General features: G+C 70.0%; 14 protein-coding genes. 8 read left to right on the forward strand and 6 right to left on the reverse strand.

Translation table 11 applies throughout. From position 1 onward, the window contains the following. Positions 1-2 precede the first annotated feature (2 nt). Together BJ992_RS08220 and BJ992_RS08225 are read right to left on the reverse strand one after the other, a co-directional pair. Positions 3-1,322: an ABC transporter substrate-binding protein gene (locus BJ992_RS08220; RefSeq protein ID WP_184979315.1), complete on the reverse strand. Its 1,320-nt coding sequence runs from the start codon at positions 1,320-1,322 to the stop codon at positions 3-5. A gap of 96 nt (positions 1,323-1,418) precedes the next feature. Continuing rightward, a complete protein-coding gene (locus BJ992_RS08225) occupies positions 1,419-2,666 on the reverse strand; it encodes an ABC transporter substrate-binding protein (RefSeq protein ID WP_184979316.1) in 1,248 nt (415 codons plus the stop codon). Positions 2,667-2,783: 117 nt separating this feature from the next. Between BJ992_RS08225 and BJ992_RS08230 the strand changes: the two genes are divergently transcribed. From BJ992_RS08230 to BJ992_RS08240, 3 genes are all read left to right on the forward strand, one after another. Beyond that, the gene (locus tag BJ992_RS08230) at positions 2,784-3,314 is read left to right on the forward strand and encodes a PadR family transcriptional regulator (RefSeq protein ID WP_221474729.1); all 531 of its coding nucleotides are present in this window, start codon (positions 2,784-2,786) and stop codon (positions 3,312-3,314) included. 175 nt (positions 3,315-3,489) lie between these two features. Next, a complete protein-coding gene (locus BJ992_RS08235; RefSeq protein ID WP_184979317.1) occupies positions 3,490-4,239 on the forward strand; it encodes an ABC transporter ATP-binding protein in 750 nt (249 codons plus the stop codon). Positions 4,240-4,243: 4 nt separating this feature from the next. Next, complete coding sequence (locus tag BJ992_RS08240) at positions 4,244-6,505, forward strand: FtsX-like permease family protein (RefSeq protein WP_184979318.1); 2,262 nt, start codon at positions 4,244-4,246, stop codon at positions 6,503-6,505. 158 nt (positions 6,506-6,663) lie between these two features. Here BJ992_RS08240 and treS read toward each other — a convergent pair whose 3' ends face one another. Then, positions 6,664-8,352, reverse strand: a complete 1,689-nt coding sequence (gene treS / locus BJ992_RS08245) for a maltose alpha-D-glucosyltransferase (RefSeq protein WP_184979319.1) — start codon at positions 8,350-8,352, stop codon at positions 6,664-6,666. Positions 8,353-8,648: 296 nt separating this feature from the next. After that, positions 8,649-10,463, reverse strand: a complete 1,815-nt coding sequence (locus tag BJ992_RS08250) for an asparagine synthetase B family protein (RefSeq protein WP_184979320.1) — start codon at positions 10,461-10,463, stop codon at positions 8,649-8,651. A 113-nt stretch (positions 10,464-10,576) separates the two neighbouring features. Here BJ992_RS08250 and BJ992_RS08255 point away from each other — a divergent pair, with 113 nt between their 5' ends. Next, a complete protein-coding gene (locus BJ992_RS08255) occupies positions 10,577-12,541 on the forward strand; it encodes a hypothetical protein (protein WP_184979321.1) in 1,965 nt (654 codons plus the stop codon). 84 nt (positions 12,542-12,625) lie between these two features. Here BJ992_RS08255 and BJ992_RS08260 read toward each other — a convergent pair whose 3' ends face one another. Then, complete coding sequence (locus BJ992_RS08260; protein WP_184979322.1) at positions 12,626-13,330, reverse strand: SDR family oxidoreductase; 705 nt, start codon at positions 13,328-13,330, stop codon at positions 12,626-12,628. A gap of 97 nt (positions 13,331-13,427) precedes the next feature. Between BJ992_RS08260 and BJ992_RS08265 the strand changes: the two genes are divergently transcribed. After that, entirely contained in the window at positions 13,428-13,796 is a 369-nt protein-coding gene (locus BJ992_RS08265; RefSeq protein WP_184979323.1) for a MerR family transcriptional regulator, read from the forward strand. A gap of 18 nt (positions 13,797-13,814) precedes the next feature. On the opposite strand, the gene BJ992_RS08270 is transcribed toward BJ992_RS08265, so the two are convergent. Further along, positions 13,815-14,243 (reverse strand): ATP-binding protein, encoded by a 429-nt coding sequence (locus BJ992_RS08270; RefSeq protein ID WP_184979324.1) that lies wholly within the window; start codon positions 14,241-14,243, stop codon positions 13,815-13,817. 183 nt (positions 14,244-14,426) lie between these two features. Here BJ992_RS08270 and BJ992_RS08275 point away from each other — a divergent pair, with 183 nt between their 5' ends. From BJ992_RS08275 to BJ992_RS08285, 3 genes are all read left to right on the forward strand, one after another. Continuing rightward, positions 14,427-15,287 (forward strand): helix-turn-helix domain-containing protein, encoded by an 861-nt coding sequence (locus BJ992_RS08275; protein ID WP_184979325.1) that lies wholly within the window; start codon positions 14,427-14,429, stop codon positions 15,285-15,287. Positions 15,288-15,299: 12 nt separating this feature from the next. Next, positions 15,300-15,500 (forward strand): DUF397 domain-containing protein, encoded by a 201-nt coding sequence (locus BJ992_RS08280; protein ID WP_184979326.1) that lies wholly within the window; start codon positions 15,300-15,302, stop codon positions 15,498-15,500. Between the two features lie 83 nt (positions 15,501-15,583). Next, positions 15,584-16,570: an NAD-dependent epimerase/dehydratase family protein gene (locus BJ992_RS08285; protein WP_184979327.1), complete on the forward strand. Its 987-nt coding sequence runs from the start codon at positions 15,584-15,586 to the stop codon at positions 16,568-16,570. The last annotated feature ends 212 nt before the right edge of the window (positions 16,571-16,782 follow it).

The raw sequence follows: 16,782 nt of genomic DNA on the forward strand, positions 1-16,782 counted from the left end.
CCCTACTTTTTCCAGGCCTTGGCCGCGTCGGCCTCGAGCTTCTCCTGCGCACCCTTGATGTCGGTCGGCTTGCGCAGGAAGTCCTGGAGCTGCTTCCACTCGCCCTTGCCGTCGGTGCCGCCGAACGCGCTCGGCGCCAGGTCCGACATGTCGTACCGGACGGCCTCACCCGCGGAGATGATGGTCTGCGCGAGCTCCTTGGTCAGCGGGTCGGGGTAGTTGTCCGGCGAGACGTTGCGGTTCGGCGACAGGTAGCCGGGCTGCTTGGCCCACACCGAGCCGCCTTCGGCGGAGGCCAGGTACTCCAGCAGCGCCATCGCGCCGGGGGAGTCCTTCAGCGCCACCGCGACGTCACCGCCGAGCACGACCGGCTCGGTGTCGCCGGCCTTCGGGAACGGCATGATCTTGGCGTCCTCGCCGACCTTGGCGCCGGACTGGCCGACCGACGCGGCCACGAAGTCGGCCTCGATCACCATGGCGGCCTTCTTCTGGCCGTACACCTGGGTCACACAGGTCGGGAAGTCGGTCTGCAGCGCGCCGGACGAGCCGCCGAGCATGAACTCCTTCTTGCCGAAGATCTGCGCCATCTTCTCCAGCGCCGTGGCCACCGACGGGTCGGTCCACGGGATCTCGTGCTTGGACAGCTTGTCGTAGTTCTCCGGGCCCGCCGAGGACAGGTAGATGTTCTCGAACAGGTCGGTGAGCGTCCAGCCGGAGGCGCCGCACAGCGCGAACGGCGCGGTGCCGGAGTCGGCCAGCGTCTGCGCGGTGGCGATCAGCTCGTCCCAGGTGGCGGCGGGCTGCGCGCCGGCGTCCTCGAAGGCCGGTGCGCGGTACCAGACCAGCGACTTGTGCGCGGCCTTCACCAGCACGCCGTACACCTGGCCGTCGGCCGAGCCGAGCTCCTTCCAGTACGGGGTGTAGTTCTGGTCGATCTGCGCCTGCACCTCCGACGACAGCGGCTTGAGCGCCTTCTGGTCGGCGTACTGCTGCACGAGGCCCGGCTGGGGGAGCACCGCGACGTCCGGCGGGTTGCCGCCCTGGATGCGGGGGCCGAGGTACGCGCCGGTGTCCTCACCGGTGGAGGCGTAGGTCACCTTGGCACCGGTCTTCTCGGTGAACGCGGCGAGGACCTTCTCGAAGTTCGCCTGCTCGTCACCGGTCCACTTGGCGGCGATCTCGATGGTGGTGCCTTCGAGCGACTTGGCGGCGGGTGCGCTGGCGCTCGCGGACGGGTCGCCGGCGGCGGGCTCGCCGCCACCGCCGCACGCGGTCGCGGCGAGCATGAGCCCGGCCACGACGGCCGTCGTCCTTACACGCATGGTCATACCTCCTGGTGCAGGCCCCGATTAACCGAATATGGGAACTGGGATGGAATGTGAGAAATGGGATGAGAGACGGGGGGTCGCCCCGACGATCTAGGGGGTGCGAATGATCTCGCCGAGTTGCTGTCTCAGGTCGGCGACGGTCTCGTCCGCCGGTTTCCTGAAGTTGAGCGCGTCGGAGACGGCGCTCGAGATCACGAGGCTCACCTGGTCGTACTTCGCGGTGGCCGGTCGTTGCCTGGCGGTCATGATGCTCTGCTTGAGCACCGGCAGATAGGGATAGCGCTTGATGAGCGCCGGGTCGTCGTACAACTCCGACCACACCGGCGGGAACGAGCCCTCGGTGAGCACGCGCCGCTCGTTGTCCAGCCCGGTGAAGTACCGGATGAACTCAAGTGCCGACTTCTGGTGCTTGGAGTAGGCGCTGATGGCCAGGTTGTTGCCGCCGAGCGTGCTCGAACCCGGCCCGGACCGGCCGGGCAGGCGGGTGACCGCGAACTTCCCGGCGATGGCCGAGCGCGTCGCGGGCCCGTAGGCGTGCGGCCAGTTGCGCGCGAACAGCAGCTCGCCGCGCTGGAAGGCCAGCCGTGACTCCTCCTCCTTGAAGGAGAGCGAGTCCTCGGGGATCCAGCCCTCACGCACCCCGCCGGTCAGGAAGGACAGGCCGGTCGCGGCCTTGTCCAGGTCGAGGGTGACCTTGGTGCCGTCGGGGCTGAGGATCTGGCCCCCGGCGGACTGCACGGCCTCGGCGAAGTTGACGGTCAGCCCCTCGTACGGCAGGAACTGGCCGGCGTACCCGCCGAGCTTGTACTTCTTGCCGAGACGCATGGCCTGGTCGCGCAGCTCGGCCCAGGTCGTGGGCGGCTTGAGGTGCTCGCGGTCCAGGATGTCCTTGCGGTAGTAGAGCAGCCCGGCGTTGCTGGTGTACGGCACCGCGTACAGCTTGTCGCGGTACACGGCGGTCTCGACGACCGGCGCGAGGAACTTGCCGAGCGGGAACATGCTGCGGTCCAGCGGGACGATCCACCCGGCGTCGGCGAACTCGGCGGTCCACACGACGTCGAGGCCGAGGATGTCGTACCGGTCGCTGCGGGCCTGGAGGTTGGCGACCATCTGCGCGCGCTGCTCGTCGGCGGCCTCGGGGAGCTCCAGCAGGGTGACCCGCTGGTCCGGATGGCTCTCGTTCCACCGGTCGATGAGCGGCTGGATGTACCCGGTGGTGTCGCGTCCCGACGCGAACGTCATCGGCCCGGTGCCGTCGCCGGCCCCGGCCGCCGTGTCACGCTCGCCGAGCCCCGCGCAGCCGCCGAGCAGCAGGGCTGCCAGCAACAGGGGGGCCATGAGGCGCACGTGTCCTCCAGGTATTTCTTGGGTTACATGCGTGTTATGTAGGTGCATGCATGTTATGCATAGCGATAATGTGGCCGTCAACGGCTCGTCACGTAACACTCAGGTAACATGCGGCCCGAGGGGGGTGGAGGGGTGCGGCTCCAGTTGCTGGCGCTCCTGGCCAAGGAACCTGCCCACGGCTATGAGCTGAAACAAGCGCTAGAGCAAATATTCGGTAACGCCTACCCCTCGCCGAACATCGGCCAGATCTACGTCACCCTCGGCCGCCTGGAGAAGGACGGCCTGGTGCGCGGCGTCGACGTCGAGCAGTCCAACCGGCCGAACAAGAAGGTCTACTACTGCACCGCCGAGGGCCGCGAGGCGCTCGACGAGTGGGTCGACTCCCCGACCGAGGGCCCCCGGGTGCGCGACGAGTTCTTCATGAAGCTCGTCCTGGCCCCCATGACCGGCATCGCCGACCGCATGGCGCTCATCAACAGGCAGCGCCGTCACTACCTCGGCCTCATGCGAGATCTGGTAGAACTCGCCGAGAACACCGGCGAGGAGAACCGCGCGGCGCAGCTCCTCATCGAAGGTGCGATGCTGCACCTGCAGGCCGACCTCGACTGGTTGCAGCGTTGCCAGGAGGAGCTCGCCTGAGAAAGACGCGCCGGGGAGCCGGCGCGGGAGGGAGCGGCGTGCGAGCCGAGAGCAGGACCGCGTGGCGCGCGGTGGCCGTACGGCAGGCGCGCGCGGTGGCCGTACCGCGGACGTGTGCGGCACGCGCACGGCAGGTGCGCGCGGCGGCTCACACGCGCGTCGGGGGAGACGCGCGATGAGCGCGGCGGCGCCTGCGGTGCGCGCGGTCAACCTCGTGAAGATCTACCAGACCGGTGGGCTTCCCGTGCCGGCCGTCCGCGGGGTCGACCTCACCGTGGAGGCCGGCGAGTTCGTCGCGATCATGGGGCCGTCGGGGTCGGGGAAGTCCACACTCGTCCACATGCTCGGCGGCCTCGACACCCGCACCAGCGGCGAGATCTGGATCGAGGGCACCCGCGCCGACACACTGTCGGAGAGCGGCTGGGCCCTGCTGCGCCGCCGCAACATCGGCTTCGTGTTCCAGTTCTTCAACCTCGTCGACAACATGACCGTCGCCGACAACGTCGAGCTGCCGGCCCTGCTCGGCGGATCCACCGCCAAGCACGCGCGCGAGCGCCGCGAGTACCTGCTCGGCGAGCTCGGCCTCACCGGCAAGGCCGACGTCGCACCCTCGCGGCTGTCCGGTGGCGAGCAGCAGCGCGTTGCACTGGCCCGCGCGCTGTCCAACCACCCCCGCGTGCTGCTCGCCGACGAGCCGACCGGCAACCTCGACAGCCGCAACACGCGTGACGTGCTACGCCTGCTCGGCGAGGTGCACCGGCAGGGCCAGACCATCGTGCTCGTCACCCACGACGCGCGGGTCGCCGGGCTCGCCGACCGCGTGGTCACCCTGCTCGACGGCCAGATCGTGGACGACGGCGCCATCGGCCTGCCGCGCCGCCGCACCAAAGGCGGCCCCGGCGACGTGGTCGAGCTGCGGGGCTGAGGCGGTGAACGCCGCCGAGGTGCGCTGGCTGCGGGCCGACCTGCGCGCGCGACGCGCGCAGGCATTGCTCACCGTGCTCGCCGTCGCCGGCATCGTCGCGGCCCTCATCACCGCCGCCACTCTCCTGGAGGACGGCACCAACCCCTGGCGCGGGCTGTTCACGCGCGGCAACGGCGCGCACGTCTGGATCCACACCAGGGACGCACCCGACCCCGCCGTGCTGCGCGGCCTCGACGGCGTCACCGAGATCGCCGGGCCGTACCGCAGCGCTCCCGCCACCCTCGTGCAGGGAGGCAAGAAGACCCCGGTGACGCTGCGCGAGTCGTCCGCCACGCTTCCCGCCGTCGGCCGTCCCCTGGTGCGCGAAGGCTCCTGGCTCGACCCGCGCGCGCCGTCCGGCGTGGTGGTCGAGCGCTCCTACGCGCGCGCGCTCGGCCTGCGCGCCGGTGACCGCTTCACCGTCATCGGGCTCAACGGCGCCACCCACGCGCTCACCGTCGCCGGGCTGGCCGAGAGCGGTGACCAGGGCTTCTACCCCGAGTGGACGCCGGGCCTGGCCTGGACGCTCGCCGGCACGCTCGACCAGGTCGAGCCGAAACTCGGCCGCAGCGAGTCGGTCACCGGGCTGCGGCTCGCCGACCAGGACGCCACGTCGCTGGTCGTGCAGCGCGCCATCACGACGCTCGGCGGCCAGGTGCAGCGGGTGTCCACCTGGCGCGAGGTCGAGCAGTCGATGGAGCTGGACAACCGGCTGCTCGGCGTGCTGCTCGCGCTGTTCGGCGCGGCCGGGCTGGTCGCCGCCGTGCTCGCGCTCGCCAACGCGACCGGCGGCCGGGTGCTGACCCAGCGGCGAGACATCGCCACGCTCAAGTCGCTGGGGTTCACCCGGCGGCAGGTCGTGCGCATGCTCGTCATCGAGCACGGCGCGCTCGGGGTCGCCGGCATCGTGCTCGGGGTGCTGTGCGGCCGGCTGCTCACGGTGTACGCGCTCGCGGAGACCGTGGTGGTGCCGCTGTCCTCACTGCCGCTGCTCGGCATCGCGTTCGGCACGGCCGCCGTCGTGCTGGTCGCGGTGTGGCTGCCGGCCTGGCGCGGTGGACGTACGCCGCCGCTGCCTGCCGTGCACGCGCCGCCGAGCGGCCACCTGTCGCGGGTGGCGCGGCTCGCGTTCGTGGTGCGGTTGCCGCCTGCGCTGGTCCTTGGTGCTCGGGACGCCTTCACGCGGCGGGTGCCTGCCTTCTTCACGGCGTTCGGGCTGGCCATCCCGATGATGATGATCACTATCGGACTGGGGTACTGGGCCACGCTCGACGACTTCCGTGGTCATCCCGAGCAGGTGGGGCAGGCCGCTTCGGTGATCGTGCGGCCGGCGAGCCTGACGTCCGAGGAGGCGCAGCGGGTGGCTCTGGCCGATCCCGATGTCGTGGCGGCCTTCCCGGGGACCGAGGTGGACGCGCTGGTGCCGGGGCAGACGCGGACGGTGCGGGCCCGGGCCCTTGGGACGGTGGGGGATCCGTACCCGTTCACGGTGGTGGAGGGGCGGCTGTTCCGGGACCGGGGGGAGGCGGTCGCCGGCCAGGGGTTGCTCGACCTGCTGCATGTGCAGGTGGGGGACCGGGTGCGGCTCACCATCGGCGGCACGCCGTTGATCGTGCGGATCGTGGGCCGGGTGCTTGAACCCGAGCAGGACGGTGAGGTGCTGTCGGTGCCGCTGGACTCGCTGGCGCCCAAGGACGCGTTGCCGCCGCAGTACTACGGGCTGGTGCTGCGGGAAGGGGCCGATCCTTCTGTGGTGCGGTCGCGGTTGCAGGGGGAAGGGCTGGAGGCTTCGCAGGTGGTCAATCCCGCCGATCGGCTCGCGGTGATCCGGGTGATCATCGTGGGACTGGTCGTGGTGCTCGCGCTGATCGGGCTCGCCAACCTGCTGACCGCGAGCGCGCTCGGGTTGCGCGACCACGCACAGGACCTCGCTGTGCTCAAGGCGATGGGTCTCACGCCACGGCAGGTCACCGCGACTCTGGTCACGGGTACGGGGTTGCTGGTCGTGCTCGGCGTGGCCGTCGGCGCCGGTGCCGGTGCGCTCGTGTCGGCCGGACTGATCGACCTGCAAGGCGCCGCGAGCGGCATGGGTGCGGGTATCGGCCGTGCGCCTGGCCCGGCGACCCTGCTGCTCGCCATGGGGACGGCGGTCGGCGCATCCCTGCTCGTCGCCTTGATCCCGGCCCGGCGCGCGGGCCGGGCCAGGGTTCCTGTCACTCCTAGGTGAGACCGGCCGGCCGCCGTGCGGTGGCGCCGGTTTCGCCGCACCACGTCCCGCCGCGTCGGCGCCGAGGAGCAGCGCCGGTGGCGGCGGGGAGAGTGGTGCGGCCCGGGTGGTGCGGCCGGCGGCCGGGTGGCCGGTGATTGGTGGTCGGCGGATGGTGGTCAGCGGTTGGTCAGGGAGAACCAGTAGAAGCCGTGGCCGGGGAGGGTGAGGAGGTAGGGGAGGTCGCCTATGGCGGGGAAGGGGACTTCGCCTCGGCATTCCACGGGGACCATGCCGGTGAAGCGGCGGAGGTCGAGTTCCACGGGCTGGGGGTGGCGGGAGAGGTTGTTGACGCACAGCATGGTGTCGTCGCCTTCCTCTCGGAGGAACGCGAGCACGTGGTGGTTGGGGGACCACAGCTCGGTGTAGGCGCCGGTGCCGAAGACGGGGTGGCGGCGGCGTACGGCCAGCATGTTGCGGGTGAAGTGGAGCAGCGACGAGCTGTTCTTGGTCTGCGCCTCGACGTTGACGGACTGGAAGCCGTAGATGGGGTCCATCACGGCGGGGAGGTACAGGCGGCCGGGGTCGGCGCTGGAGAAGCCGGCGTTGCGGTCCGGGGTCCACTGCATGGGGGTGCGCACCGAGTCGCGGTCCTCCAGCCAGATGTTGTCCCCCATGCCGATCTCGTCGCCGTAGTACATGACCGGCGAACCCGGCATGGACAGCAGCAGCGCGGTGAACAGCTCGATCTGGTCGCGGTCGTTCTCCAGCAGCGGCGCGAGGCGGCGCCGGATGCCGAGGTAGGCCCGCATGCGCGGGTCCTTGGCGTACTCGGCGTGCATGTAGTCGCGCTCTTCCTCGGTGACGGTCTCCAGGGTGAGCTCGTCGTGGTTGCGCAGGAAGATGCCCCACTGCGCCTTCTCGGGGATCTTGGGGGTCAGGGACATGATCTCCGAGATGGGGACCCGTGACTCGCGGCGCACGGCCATGAACATGCGCGGCATCAGCGGGAAGTGGAACGCCATGTGGCACTCGTCGCCGCCGGTCGTCGGGTCGCCGAAGTACTCGGTGACGTCCTCGGGCCAGCCGTTCGCCTCCGCGAGCAGCACACGGTCGGGGTAGAGCCGGTCCACCTCGGCCCGCACGCGCTTGAGGTAGGCGTGCGTCTCGGGCAGACCGGAGCAGGCGGTGCCTTCGCGCTCGAACAGGTACGGCACGGCGTCCAGCCGGAAACCGTCGATGCCGAGGTCCAGCCAGAAGCGCAGCACCTCCAGCATGGCGTCCTGCACGGCCGGGTTGTCGTAGTTGAGATCCGGCTGGTGGTGGAAGAACCGGTGCCAGTAGTACTGGCCGCGCACCGGGTCGTACGTCCAGTTGGACTCCTCGGCGCCGACGAAGATGATCGGCGCGGCCGGGTAGCCGTGCGGGTCGTCGGCCCACACGTAGAAGTCGCCGTACGGGCCGGTCGGGTCGTGCCGGGAGGCCTCGAACCACGGGTGGCGGTCGCTGGTGTGGTTCATCACCAGGTCGGTGATGATGCGCAGGCCCCGCTTGTGGGCCTGCTCGATCAGCTCCACGAAGTCGGCGAGGTTGCCGAACTCCTGGAGGATCTTCATGTAGTCCGAGATGTCGTACCCGCCGTCCTTCAGCGGGCTCTCGTACAGCGGCAGCAGCCACAGGCAGTCGACGCCGAGCCACTGCAGATAGTCCAGCTTCTCGATGAGTCCGCGCAGGTCACCGGTTCCGTCGCCGTTGGAGTCCCGGAAGCCTCGGACCAGCACCTCGTAGAAGACGGCACGCTTGTACCACTCGGGGTCGCTGGAAACGAAGTCCTCGGAGACGTTTTCCGGGCAGGGGGAAGCACTCATAGGTATCGCTCACAAGGGGGTAGGGCGGTACGTCATGGGCTCGCGCCGCCGGTGCCCTCATCCCTGAGGCTCCCGCCCGCCGCCGTTACCGGTGGATGTGCCGGTGCCCGCGTATTACGGCGCTGTTTCGCGGAACGCTAGCAGGCGATTAGGGACCTTCGCATGCGATCAATCAGGGTCACTCGGCGTGGTTTCCACGTAATCGAGCGCACTCCCTCGAATGCCTGCGTAATGCCCCCGGCACTGAGCGTGTCTTACCTGTTCAAGCCACGGATTCGAGGGTGAATCGTGGTGGTTCATCCGGCCTCGACCCACGGTGGGGTGAGATCGCCAAGGACGTCCGCATAATCGGTCAGCCAGGAACCGAAAACCACCAGCCCGCGGAGCCAAAACCTATCGTTCCATGACCCGAAAGCCGCCAGCGCGTCGGGTCCCTCCGTCACGACCTCGCGCATCGGGTCCGACAACAGCCCCGGCACCCGCGCCGCCGCGACCAGCATGCGGTGGTTCCACTCGCGCGCCACCGGCCCGCCGGACCGCAGCGGCACCCGCCGGTGCGGCAGAGCCCCGTTGGTGGACGGCAGCGCCGCGACCCTCGGATCGGCGGCGCGCAGGATCTCGCGGTAGAAGCGGCCACCCTCCTTGCGCTCCACCGGCACCGACAGCGCCGCGTCGAAGAACTCCGGATGCAGGAAAGGGAACACCGGGGTCGCCTCGGGGCCGACCAGGTTCACCGGGGACCGCGCGATGCCACGGGCCGTACGCGTGTGCAGCACGCTCAGCGGCAACTCGGCGCGGTGGCCGCGCAGCATGGAGGTGGCCTGCGTGAACGCCTCGGTCACGCGGTCGTCCACGAAGGCCGCCGCCGCGTCCGACAGAGGCGGCAGGTGCGGCTCGCCGAGCGCGAGCGCCGACAGTAGCGCTACCTTTCGGCCCTGCGTGGTGCCGGCGCCGACGGCGTCCGCGGTGATCAGGAAGTTCTTCATCAGCGGCCCGCCGGCCAGCCCGTCCACCACGGCGCGGCCCGCCTGGTGCACCTCGCGCGCGAACGGGGAGTACCAGGCGTGATGGCTGGTCAGGTACTCAAGGCGGCGCGCGGCCCACCGGGCCTCGTCGGGGTACGCGGCCGCGTCCTGCGGCACGATCCGGTGCCGGAGCCCGAGCTCGCGGGTGATGTAGCGCGCGAAGTCCAGGTCGTTGTCCAGCCCGTCGTCCGGGCTCGTCGTCCACGACTCGACGTCCATGCGCCGCGCCACCGCCACCGAGGCGAGCAGCCGCGAGTCGTACCCGCCGCTCACCGGCACGAGCAGCGGCCGGTCGTCGAACGGCTTCAGCGCCTCGTGCAGCAGGGACACCATGTCGGCGCCGGTGATCCCGCGGTCGAACGGCTCGTCGCGCACCCAGCGCGGCGCGCGCTTGTCGGTGGTGACCCGCCGCTCCGTCCGCGACCAGACCAGCGCCGCCGAGCCCGGCAGCCGCCGCACCGCGCGGTACGGCGTGGCGTCCAGCAGGGGATAGGTGAGCTTGAGAATCGCGGCCCAGGCGTCCCAGTCCACCTCGTACGGCCGCGGCGCGAGCGCCAGCAGCGGCTCGATGGCCCCCGCGAAGTAGACCGCGTCCCCCTCGGCCAGGTAGTAGAGGTCGATCAACCCGAACGCGCCGGTGTGCAGCACCACCGCGTCTCCTTGGTCGATCAGCCCCGGGGTCTCCCACCGCTCGCCGACCTCGTGCCACGGCCCCGCCGCGTCAGGTTCCCGCTCGGCCCAGGCGAACGCCACCGGCGACCCCGGCACCCCGGCCTGAGGCGAGCCGTTCACCGAGCCGCCGTCACCGCCGGGTGAACCATGCGCGGAGCCGCCATGACCGGGACCGCCAGGTGCGCCGTGCACCGGGCCGTCGAAGCCTGGAGAGCCGCTCTCGCGGCGCGGCGCCGTCCCCGCGTACGGCCGCAGCGCCGCCGAGGCGTAGAGCGCGGCGTCCGCCGTGCGGTACGCCGCACGCACCTCGGGGCCCGCGGCACGCAACCGGTCGAGGCGTGCGGGATCGTAGGCGCCGATCGCGCCGCAGACGTACGGACGTGCCGCGTACCGCGGCCATTTCCCCTGGCGCACTGGTCGTCTCCCCTCGGCGGACACCAGCCGAGTGTACGGACTTGTGATGGTTCGAGGTGGTCAGCAGGGATCTGGGATTATTCTTGCTCGACGTGGCGGTACATGGTGAAGGCATGGAAGAGCTGGAAAGCACGCGCGAGGCGCTCCGCGCGGCGGTCGCCGCGGCCTCGGTAGCGGCGGAACTGACCCGTCTGCTGGCCGACTACCAGGAACGGCTCGCCAGAGCCGCCGAGTCGGAGGCCGAGGCCGTCACCCGCGCCAAGGAGGCCGAGGCGCGGCTGCGCACCGTCGAGAAGCAGGTCGCGCGACTCGCCAAGCAACTCGCCGAGCAGCGGTACCAGACGGCCGTCGCGCAGTGGAAGCTCGACTCGGTGCAGGGCAGCAAGTGGTCCAAGCTCGGCGACGCCATCCACACCAAGAACCCCACCGAGGTGGCCCGCACCCTGCGCGCGCCGGCCCGCAAACCGTCCGCGCCGCGACGCTCCGACTTCGACCCCGCGCCACCCGCCGTCGAACCCGAGCCGGTGGCCCCCGCCGAGCCCGCCACCACCGGTCCCGCGCTGTCCACGCCGCTCGCTGAAGGCTTCGTCGTGCCGAAGGGCCCGCTGGCCCGGCCGTACCTCACCGTGGCCGCCATCGTGGACCGGCGTTCTGAGGCCCTGTTCCGCTACGAGTGGCGGCAGGTCACGAACTTCGGACCGGACAACTGGCGCACGATGCTGGACGAACACCGTCCCCACCTGCTGTTCGTGGAGTCCGTCCAGGCCGGACCCCTGCAAGGCAACGGCGGCCGATGGCTTGCGGAACTCGCCGGCCGTGAACGCGGCCTGCGCGACCTGATCGAGGAGTGCGGCCGCCGAGGCATCCGCACCGTCTTCTGGCACTCCGGCGGCCCGGTGTCCGCCGCCGTCCCCATGGCGTCGTACTTCGACCACGTCCTCGTCACCTCGGAGCCCCGCGCACGCGAATGGCGCGCGGCCCTGCGCCACGACCGCGTGGCCGTCCTCCCGCACGCCGTGCAACCGCGTGTCCACAACCCCGTCGCCGCCGCCGGCGACCGCTCCGGCGTCGGCCTCCTCGGCACCCCCGTCCAAGGCGACCCGGGCCCCGGCCGGCAGCCTTTGATCACCGGCAAGGCCACCTACGACGACATCCTCACCGCCTACCGCTCGGTGTCCCTCGCCGTCGCCGCCCCCGACGCCGACCCCCGCACCCTCCTCGAGGTCGCCGCCTGCGCCACCCCCATCACCGTGGTCCCGGCCCCCGTCCCCCCGGACGACCCCACGTTCACCGTCCCCCCGGACGCCGCCGCGGCCGGCCACCGCGCCTGGCGCGACGCCGTCCCCGTCACCCCCCTGCTCGACCCCATCCTCGACTGGATCGGCGTTCCCTCCGTCCGCGCCACCGCGTCCCTCACCGCCATCGTCGCCATCTCCGGCCAGCCCGACCTGGACGCACTGCTCAGGACCCTCAAAACCCAGCACCTGTCCCCCGGCCAGCTCGTCGCCGTGGCCGACGGCCTCGACGCCTCCGTGGTGGACAAGGCCCTGCGCACCGTCCACCACGGCGACCTCGTGGTCCGCGAAACCACCAGAACCGGCGCACACGCCGCACCCCCCACCCGAGGCGCGGCCCTCGACCGAGCCCTCCGCCTCGCCGACGGCGACCTGGTGGCCGTCCTCGACCCCCGCGACACCTACGGCGAGCACTACCTGTCCGACCTGCTCCGCCACAGCACCACCGTCGACGCCGAGATAATCGGCAAAGCGTCCTACTACCTCCACATCAAGGAAACCGGCGCGACCCTCCTCCGCCAGCCCGCCGCGTCCCACCGCCATCTCCCCGAAGTGACCGGCGCCACCATCCTGGCCCGCCGCCAGACCCTCCAGTCCCTCGGCATCCCCGACCTCTCAGAAGACTGGGACACCCCCCTGATGCGCCAATGCCGCACCGACGGCATCCGCGTCTACTCCACCGACCCCTACTCCTACATCCAGCACCGCCCCACCACCCCCACCCTCCTCACCTCCGCCGAACTCCTCGGCCACCTCCCAGCAGAGCCCCTGGCCCTCATCTGACCGCCGGACCGAGCCCCTTCACCCTGAGGGCCGGAAACCGGCCCTCAGGGTGAGGCCGTGGTCCGGCCGGTCCACGGCTCACCCTCATCTCAGCGCCGGTCCATAGAACCGGGCCGGGTCGTCCGCGAGCGTCGCCTTGATCATGGCGCTCCAGTCGTCGGCGACGACTTCGAGACTCCCCGCCTCGACCCCGTCGAGCGCGGCCCGCGCGACCAGAGCCGGATCCATCTTCTCCCCCTCCTGACCCCTGCTCATGTCGGTGTCCGCGACCCCGAGATGCACCCCGGTCACCTGCGTCCCCTGTCCCGCGAGCTCCAGCCTGACCCCGTTCGTCAGACTCCACGCCGCCGCCTTGGCCGCGGCGTACGCGTTGGCGCCGTCATAGGAGAACCACGAGAGCGCGGAAAGGATGTTCACGATCGCACCGGGCCTGTTGGCCTTCAGCACCGGCGCGAAGGCCCGCACCACGCTGAGCGTCCCGTAGAAGTGCGTGTCCATCTCCAGCCTGATCTGGTCCATGTCCCCCGTCACCAGATTGGCCCCGGTCAGCACCCCCGCGTTGTTGACCAGCAACGTCACGTCCCCCGCTGTCGCAGCCGCCGCCGCGACCGACTCCGGATCGGTGACGTCGACCCGCACCGCCTCCACCCCGTCGATGTCGACCCGCTCAGGCACCCGCGCCGCCGCGTACACCTTGGCCGCTCCGCGCTCCACGAGCTGCGCGGCGATATGCCGACCGATACCCCTGTTGGCGCCGGTGACGAACGCGACCGAGTTGGCGATCTTCATAAGGGAACCTCCGTACCCGTCTCGGCTGACCTGCCTCGGCTACGCTAGAACCTGACACTGACGTCAGCTGCAAGTCCTGTCCCGGAGGTTCCCTCACATGCGCATCGGCGAGGTGGCTGAGAAGTCCGGAGTGAGCGTCCGCTCCCTGCGCTACTACGAGGAACAGTCCCTCATCACCTCCACCCGCACCCCCGGCGGCCAGCGCCAGTACGATGCTCCCGTGGTCCCCAGGGTCCACCTCATCCAGCAGCTCTACGCCGCCGGCCTCGCCAGCAGAACCATCCGCCAGATCCTCCCCTGCATCGACTCAGGAAAGATCACCCCGGCCCTCCTGAAAGGCCTGACCGCCGAACGCACCCGCATCAACCGCCAGATCACCGACCTCCTCACCGCACGCGCACGCCTCGACGACCTGATCGCCACCGCCGAACGTCCTGGCCCCGGCTGCACCCGCGTAGACGCCTGACCCACCCCGGCCGTCCGCTCACGGCTTCCCGGCGTGCAGCGCAGTGACGGAGATCCGCTTCCACTTGGCCCAGACGGTCTTACCCGTCCCGCCGGGAAGGGGGTTGACTCCGTACTCGTCGGCGAGCGCCGCGACGATGGCGAGGCCCCGGCGGTGCACCGCCTCGGTGTCCAGGTGGAGGAGCCGAGGCATCTCCGCTCCCTGGTCGGTGACGCGGACGCAGAAGTCCCGCGGCGTCCCCCACAGCGATACCCGGATAGGAGGCGCGCCGTGGCGGACGGCGTTCCCGAGCAATTCGCCGACGACCAGTAGGACATCGTCAGTCAACTCCGTGATCTGCCAGGCACGCAGCACCTCCTTCACCTGGTCGCGGGCTCCGCTGATGGCCGCCGCGTCGTGTGGGATCTCCAGCACTGCGGCACGCACTCCGTCAGACGGCAAGGTCATCGGGGCTCCTTTGGTATGAGCTGCAACTTGCAAGGACTCGATCAGATCACTTCTGTGTACTGAGCGTGCTCGTAGCATTACGCTTAGGGATAGTGCGGTGCAACCGCATCAACAAATTGCACGGCATATGTCCTTCATGTCGTCCGAGTCAGACATGACCGAGTGGTGGAGAGGGATCACTAGATGCAGACGACGGGTAGCCCGACCGTCCGGCGGCGGAGATTGGCTTCGGAGTTGCGGCGGATGCGCGAACAAGCTGATCTCACCCTGGATCAGGTCGCTGCGCGACTCGGGTGGTCGATATCGAAGGTTTCGCGCATCGAGACCTGCAAAGTGGGGGTCACTCCGCAGGATGTCGGCCGGATCGTGGGGCTCTACGAGGTGAGTCCTATGCAGTTCGACGAAGTCATGGAACTTGCGCGAGACGCGCAAAAGAAAGGGTGGTGGCAGGCGTTCGGAGATCTGCCTGCGGACTACGCGACGTACATCGGTCTTGAGGCGGAGGCGTCGGCGATACGGAGCTTCGCTGCGGACATCGTTCCCGGGTTGCTGCAGGTCGAGGATTACGCACGTTCGGTCATCCGAAACACCTTGGTCATCAGTCCTCCGGGAGAGGTGGAGCGGCGGATCAAGGTCAGGATGACGCGGCGAGAATTGTTGTCCCGAACCGTGCCGTTGAAGCTGTGGGTCATACTCGACGAGGCAGCTTTGCGCCGTGTCGTGGGTAATCCTGCGGTGATGAACGCGCAGCTCAAGCACATCCTCGCTGCTGCCGAAGCGCCGAACGTGACCATTCAGGTGCTGCCTTTCACAGCTGGAGCGCACTCGGCGACGTCCGGAGCGTTCTCGATCATGGAGTTCCCGGATCAGGCCGATACGGACGTCGTATACCTCGACAATCTCACCGGGAGTCTGTACGTGGAGAAGGAAGTCGACGTATATCGGTATACGTTGGCATTCGACCATCTTCGCGCCAAGGCGCTTGACCCGGATGAATCAGGTCGCCTCATCGCGGAACTGGCGCATAGTTATGGCGATCTCTAAAGGAGACCCTTGATGTCCGGTACCGATTCCCCCCGGCCGGTCTGGCGGAAGAGCTCCGCCAGCGCGAATCAGGACTGCGTAGAGGTCGCATACCTCGCCGGCGGCACAAGGGCACTGCGGGACAGCAAGAACCCCGGTGGTCCGGTCATCGCGGTCGGTTGCGATGGGTGGGCCGCGTTCGTCGCCGGGCTCAAGGACGGCGAGGCGGTCTGACCGGTGCGTTCTACGCTCTCGGCGATTCCGCTCTCGGCTTGCGGTGGTTACGGGCCGGGACGGGGTGGGGGCAGGGTGGGGTCATGAGACTTCTGGTGCTGGGTGGGACGGAGTTCGTCGGGCGGTCGGTCGTGGAGGCGGCGGTCGGGAGAGGGTGGGAGGTGACGGTTCTCAATCGGGGGAACAAGGCCGTGCCGGAGGGGGTCACCAGGGTCGTCGGGGATCGGACGGCGCCGGGAGGGCTCGACGGGCTCGCCGGAGGTGAGTGGGACTTCGTGGTGGACACGTGGTCCTGGGCTCCGTCGGCGGTGCGGGACTCGGCGCGGGCCCTTGAGGGACGAGCGTCCTCGTACGTGTACGTGTCGAGCCGGTCGGCGTACGCCTGGCCGACGCCGCGAGGAGCCAACGAGGACGCGCCGGTGGTGGAGGCGTCGTCCGACGATGAGGAGTACGAGGATTACGCGCGCGCCAAGCGTGGTGGCGAGCTGGCCGCGGAGGAGGTCTTCGGGGACCGCGCGGTGTTCGTCCGTGCGGGTCTGATCCTCGGGCCGTACGAGAACATCGGCCGGCTCCCCTGGTGGCTCACCCGCATCGCCAAAGGCGGCCCCGTCCTCGCTCCGGGCCCGGAGAACCTCGGCATCCAGTTCATCGACGCGCGCGACCTCGCCGAGTGGAGCCTCGACGCCGCCGAACGCGGCCTCGGCGGCCCCTACGACATGGTCAGTCCTCCCGAGCACGCCACCATGGCTCAGATCCTCCAGGAGTGCGTCCGCGTCACCGGCTCCGACGCCGAACTCCGCTGGACTCCCCCCGAGCCCATCCTCGCCGCAGGCGTCCAGCCCTGGACCGACCTCCCCATCTGGGTCCCCCCGGGCGAGGACCACGACTCCCTCCACCGGTCCGACGTCTCCAAGGTCCTCGCCTCCGGCCTTCGCTGCCGTCCGGTGACCGAGACCATCGAGGACACCTGGACCTGGCTGAAGTCCATCGGCGGTCAGGCCCCCCGACGTCCCGACCGCCCCACCGTCGGCCTGGACCCGGCCGTCGAGGCCAAGCTCCTGAACCGCTAGAGACGATCACTGGTGGGGGCCTGCACGGCCCGCCACCAGGGCACGTCGGCGGCGGGCGTCAGTCGCCTCCGGTCGGCCGGCGATGTGCGTGTCCAGCGCGCCGGACATATTTGTTCGCGTCGATTGTGTGGCATGAGGAATTTCGATCGCGAGAAGTTCCAGGAATTGATAATCCGCGGGCATCATCGGCGAATTTGCTCAATAATGGCACG

Source organism: Sphaerisporangium rubeum (assembly GCF_014207705.1).
GTDB lineage: Bacteria > Actinomycetota > Actinomycetes > Streptosporangiales > Streptosporangiaceae > Sphaerisporangium > Sphaerisporangium rubeum.

Excerpts from the sequence above, each read along its gene's own strand:
- BJ992_RS08285 (WP_184979327.1), top strand. The coding sequence starts at position 15,584 with ATGAGACTTCTGGTGCTGGGTGGGACGGAGTTCGTCGGGCGGTCGGTC.
- BJ992_RS08225 (WP_184979316.1), bottom strand. The coding sequence starts at position 2,666 with ATGGCCCCCCTGTTGCTGGCAGCCCTGCTGCTCGGCGGCTGCGCGGGG.
- BJ992_RS08260 (WP_184979322.1), bottom strand. The coding sequence starts at position 13,330 with ATGAAGATCGCCAACTCGGTCGCGTTCGTCACCGGCGCCAACAGGGGT.
- BJ992_RS08270 (WP_184979324.1), bottom strand. The coding sequence starts at position 14,243 with ATGACCTTGCCGTCTGACGGAGTGCGTGCCGCAGTGCTGGAGATCCCA.
- BJ992_RS08230 (WP_221474729.1), top strand. The coding sequence starts at position 2,784 with ATGCGGCCCGAGGGGGGTGGAGGGGTGCGGCTCCAGTTGCTGGCGCTC.
- treS (WP_184979319.1), bottom strand. The coding sequence starts at position 8,352 with ATGAGTGCTTCCCCCTGCCCGGAAAACGTCTCCGAGGACTTCGTTTCC.
- BJ992_RS08280 (WP_184979326.1), top strand. The coding sequence starts at position 15,300 with ATGTCCGGTACCGATTCCCCCCGGCCGGTCTGGCGGAAGAGCTCCGCC.
- BJ992_RS08235 (WP_184979317.1), top strand. The coding sequence starts at position 3,490 with ATGAGCGCGGCGGCGCCTGCGGTGCGCGCGGTCAACCTCGTGAAGATC.
- BJ992_RS08220 (WP_184979315.1), bottom strand. The coding sequence starts at position 1,322 with ATGCGTGTAAGGACGACGGCCGTCGTGGCCGGGCTCATGCTCGCCGCG.
- BJ992_RS08255 (WP_184979321.1), top strand. The coding sequence starts at position 10,577 with ATGGAAGAGCTGGAAAGCACGCGCGAGGCGCTCCGCGCGGCGGTCGCC.
- BJ992_RS08265 (WP_184979323.1), top strand. The coding sequence starts at position 13,428 with ATGCGCATCGGCGAGGTGGCTGAGAAGTCCGGAGTGAGCGTCCGCTCC.
- BJ992_RS08275 (WP_184979325.1), top strand. The coding sequence starts at position 14,427 with ATGCAGACGACGGGTAGCCCGACCGTCCGGCGGCGGAGATTGGCTTCG.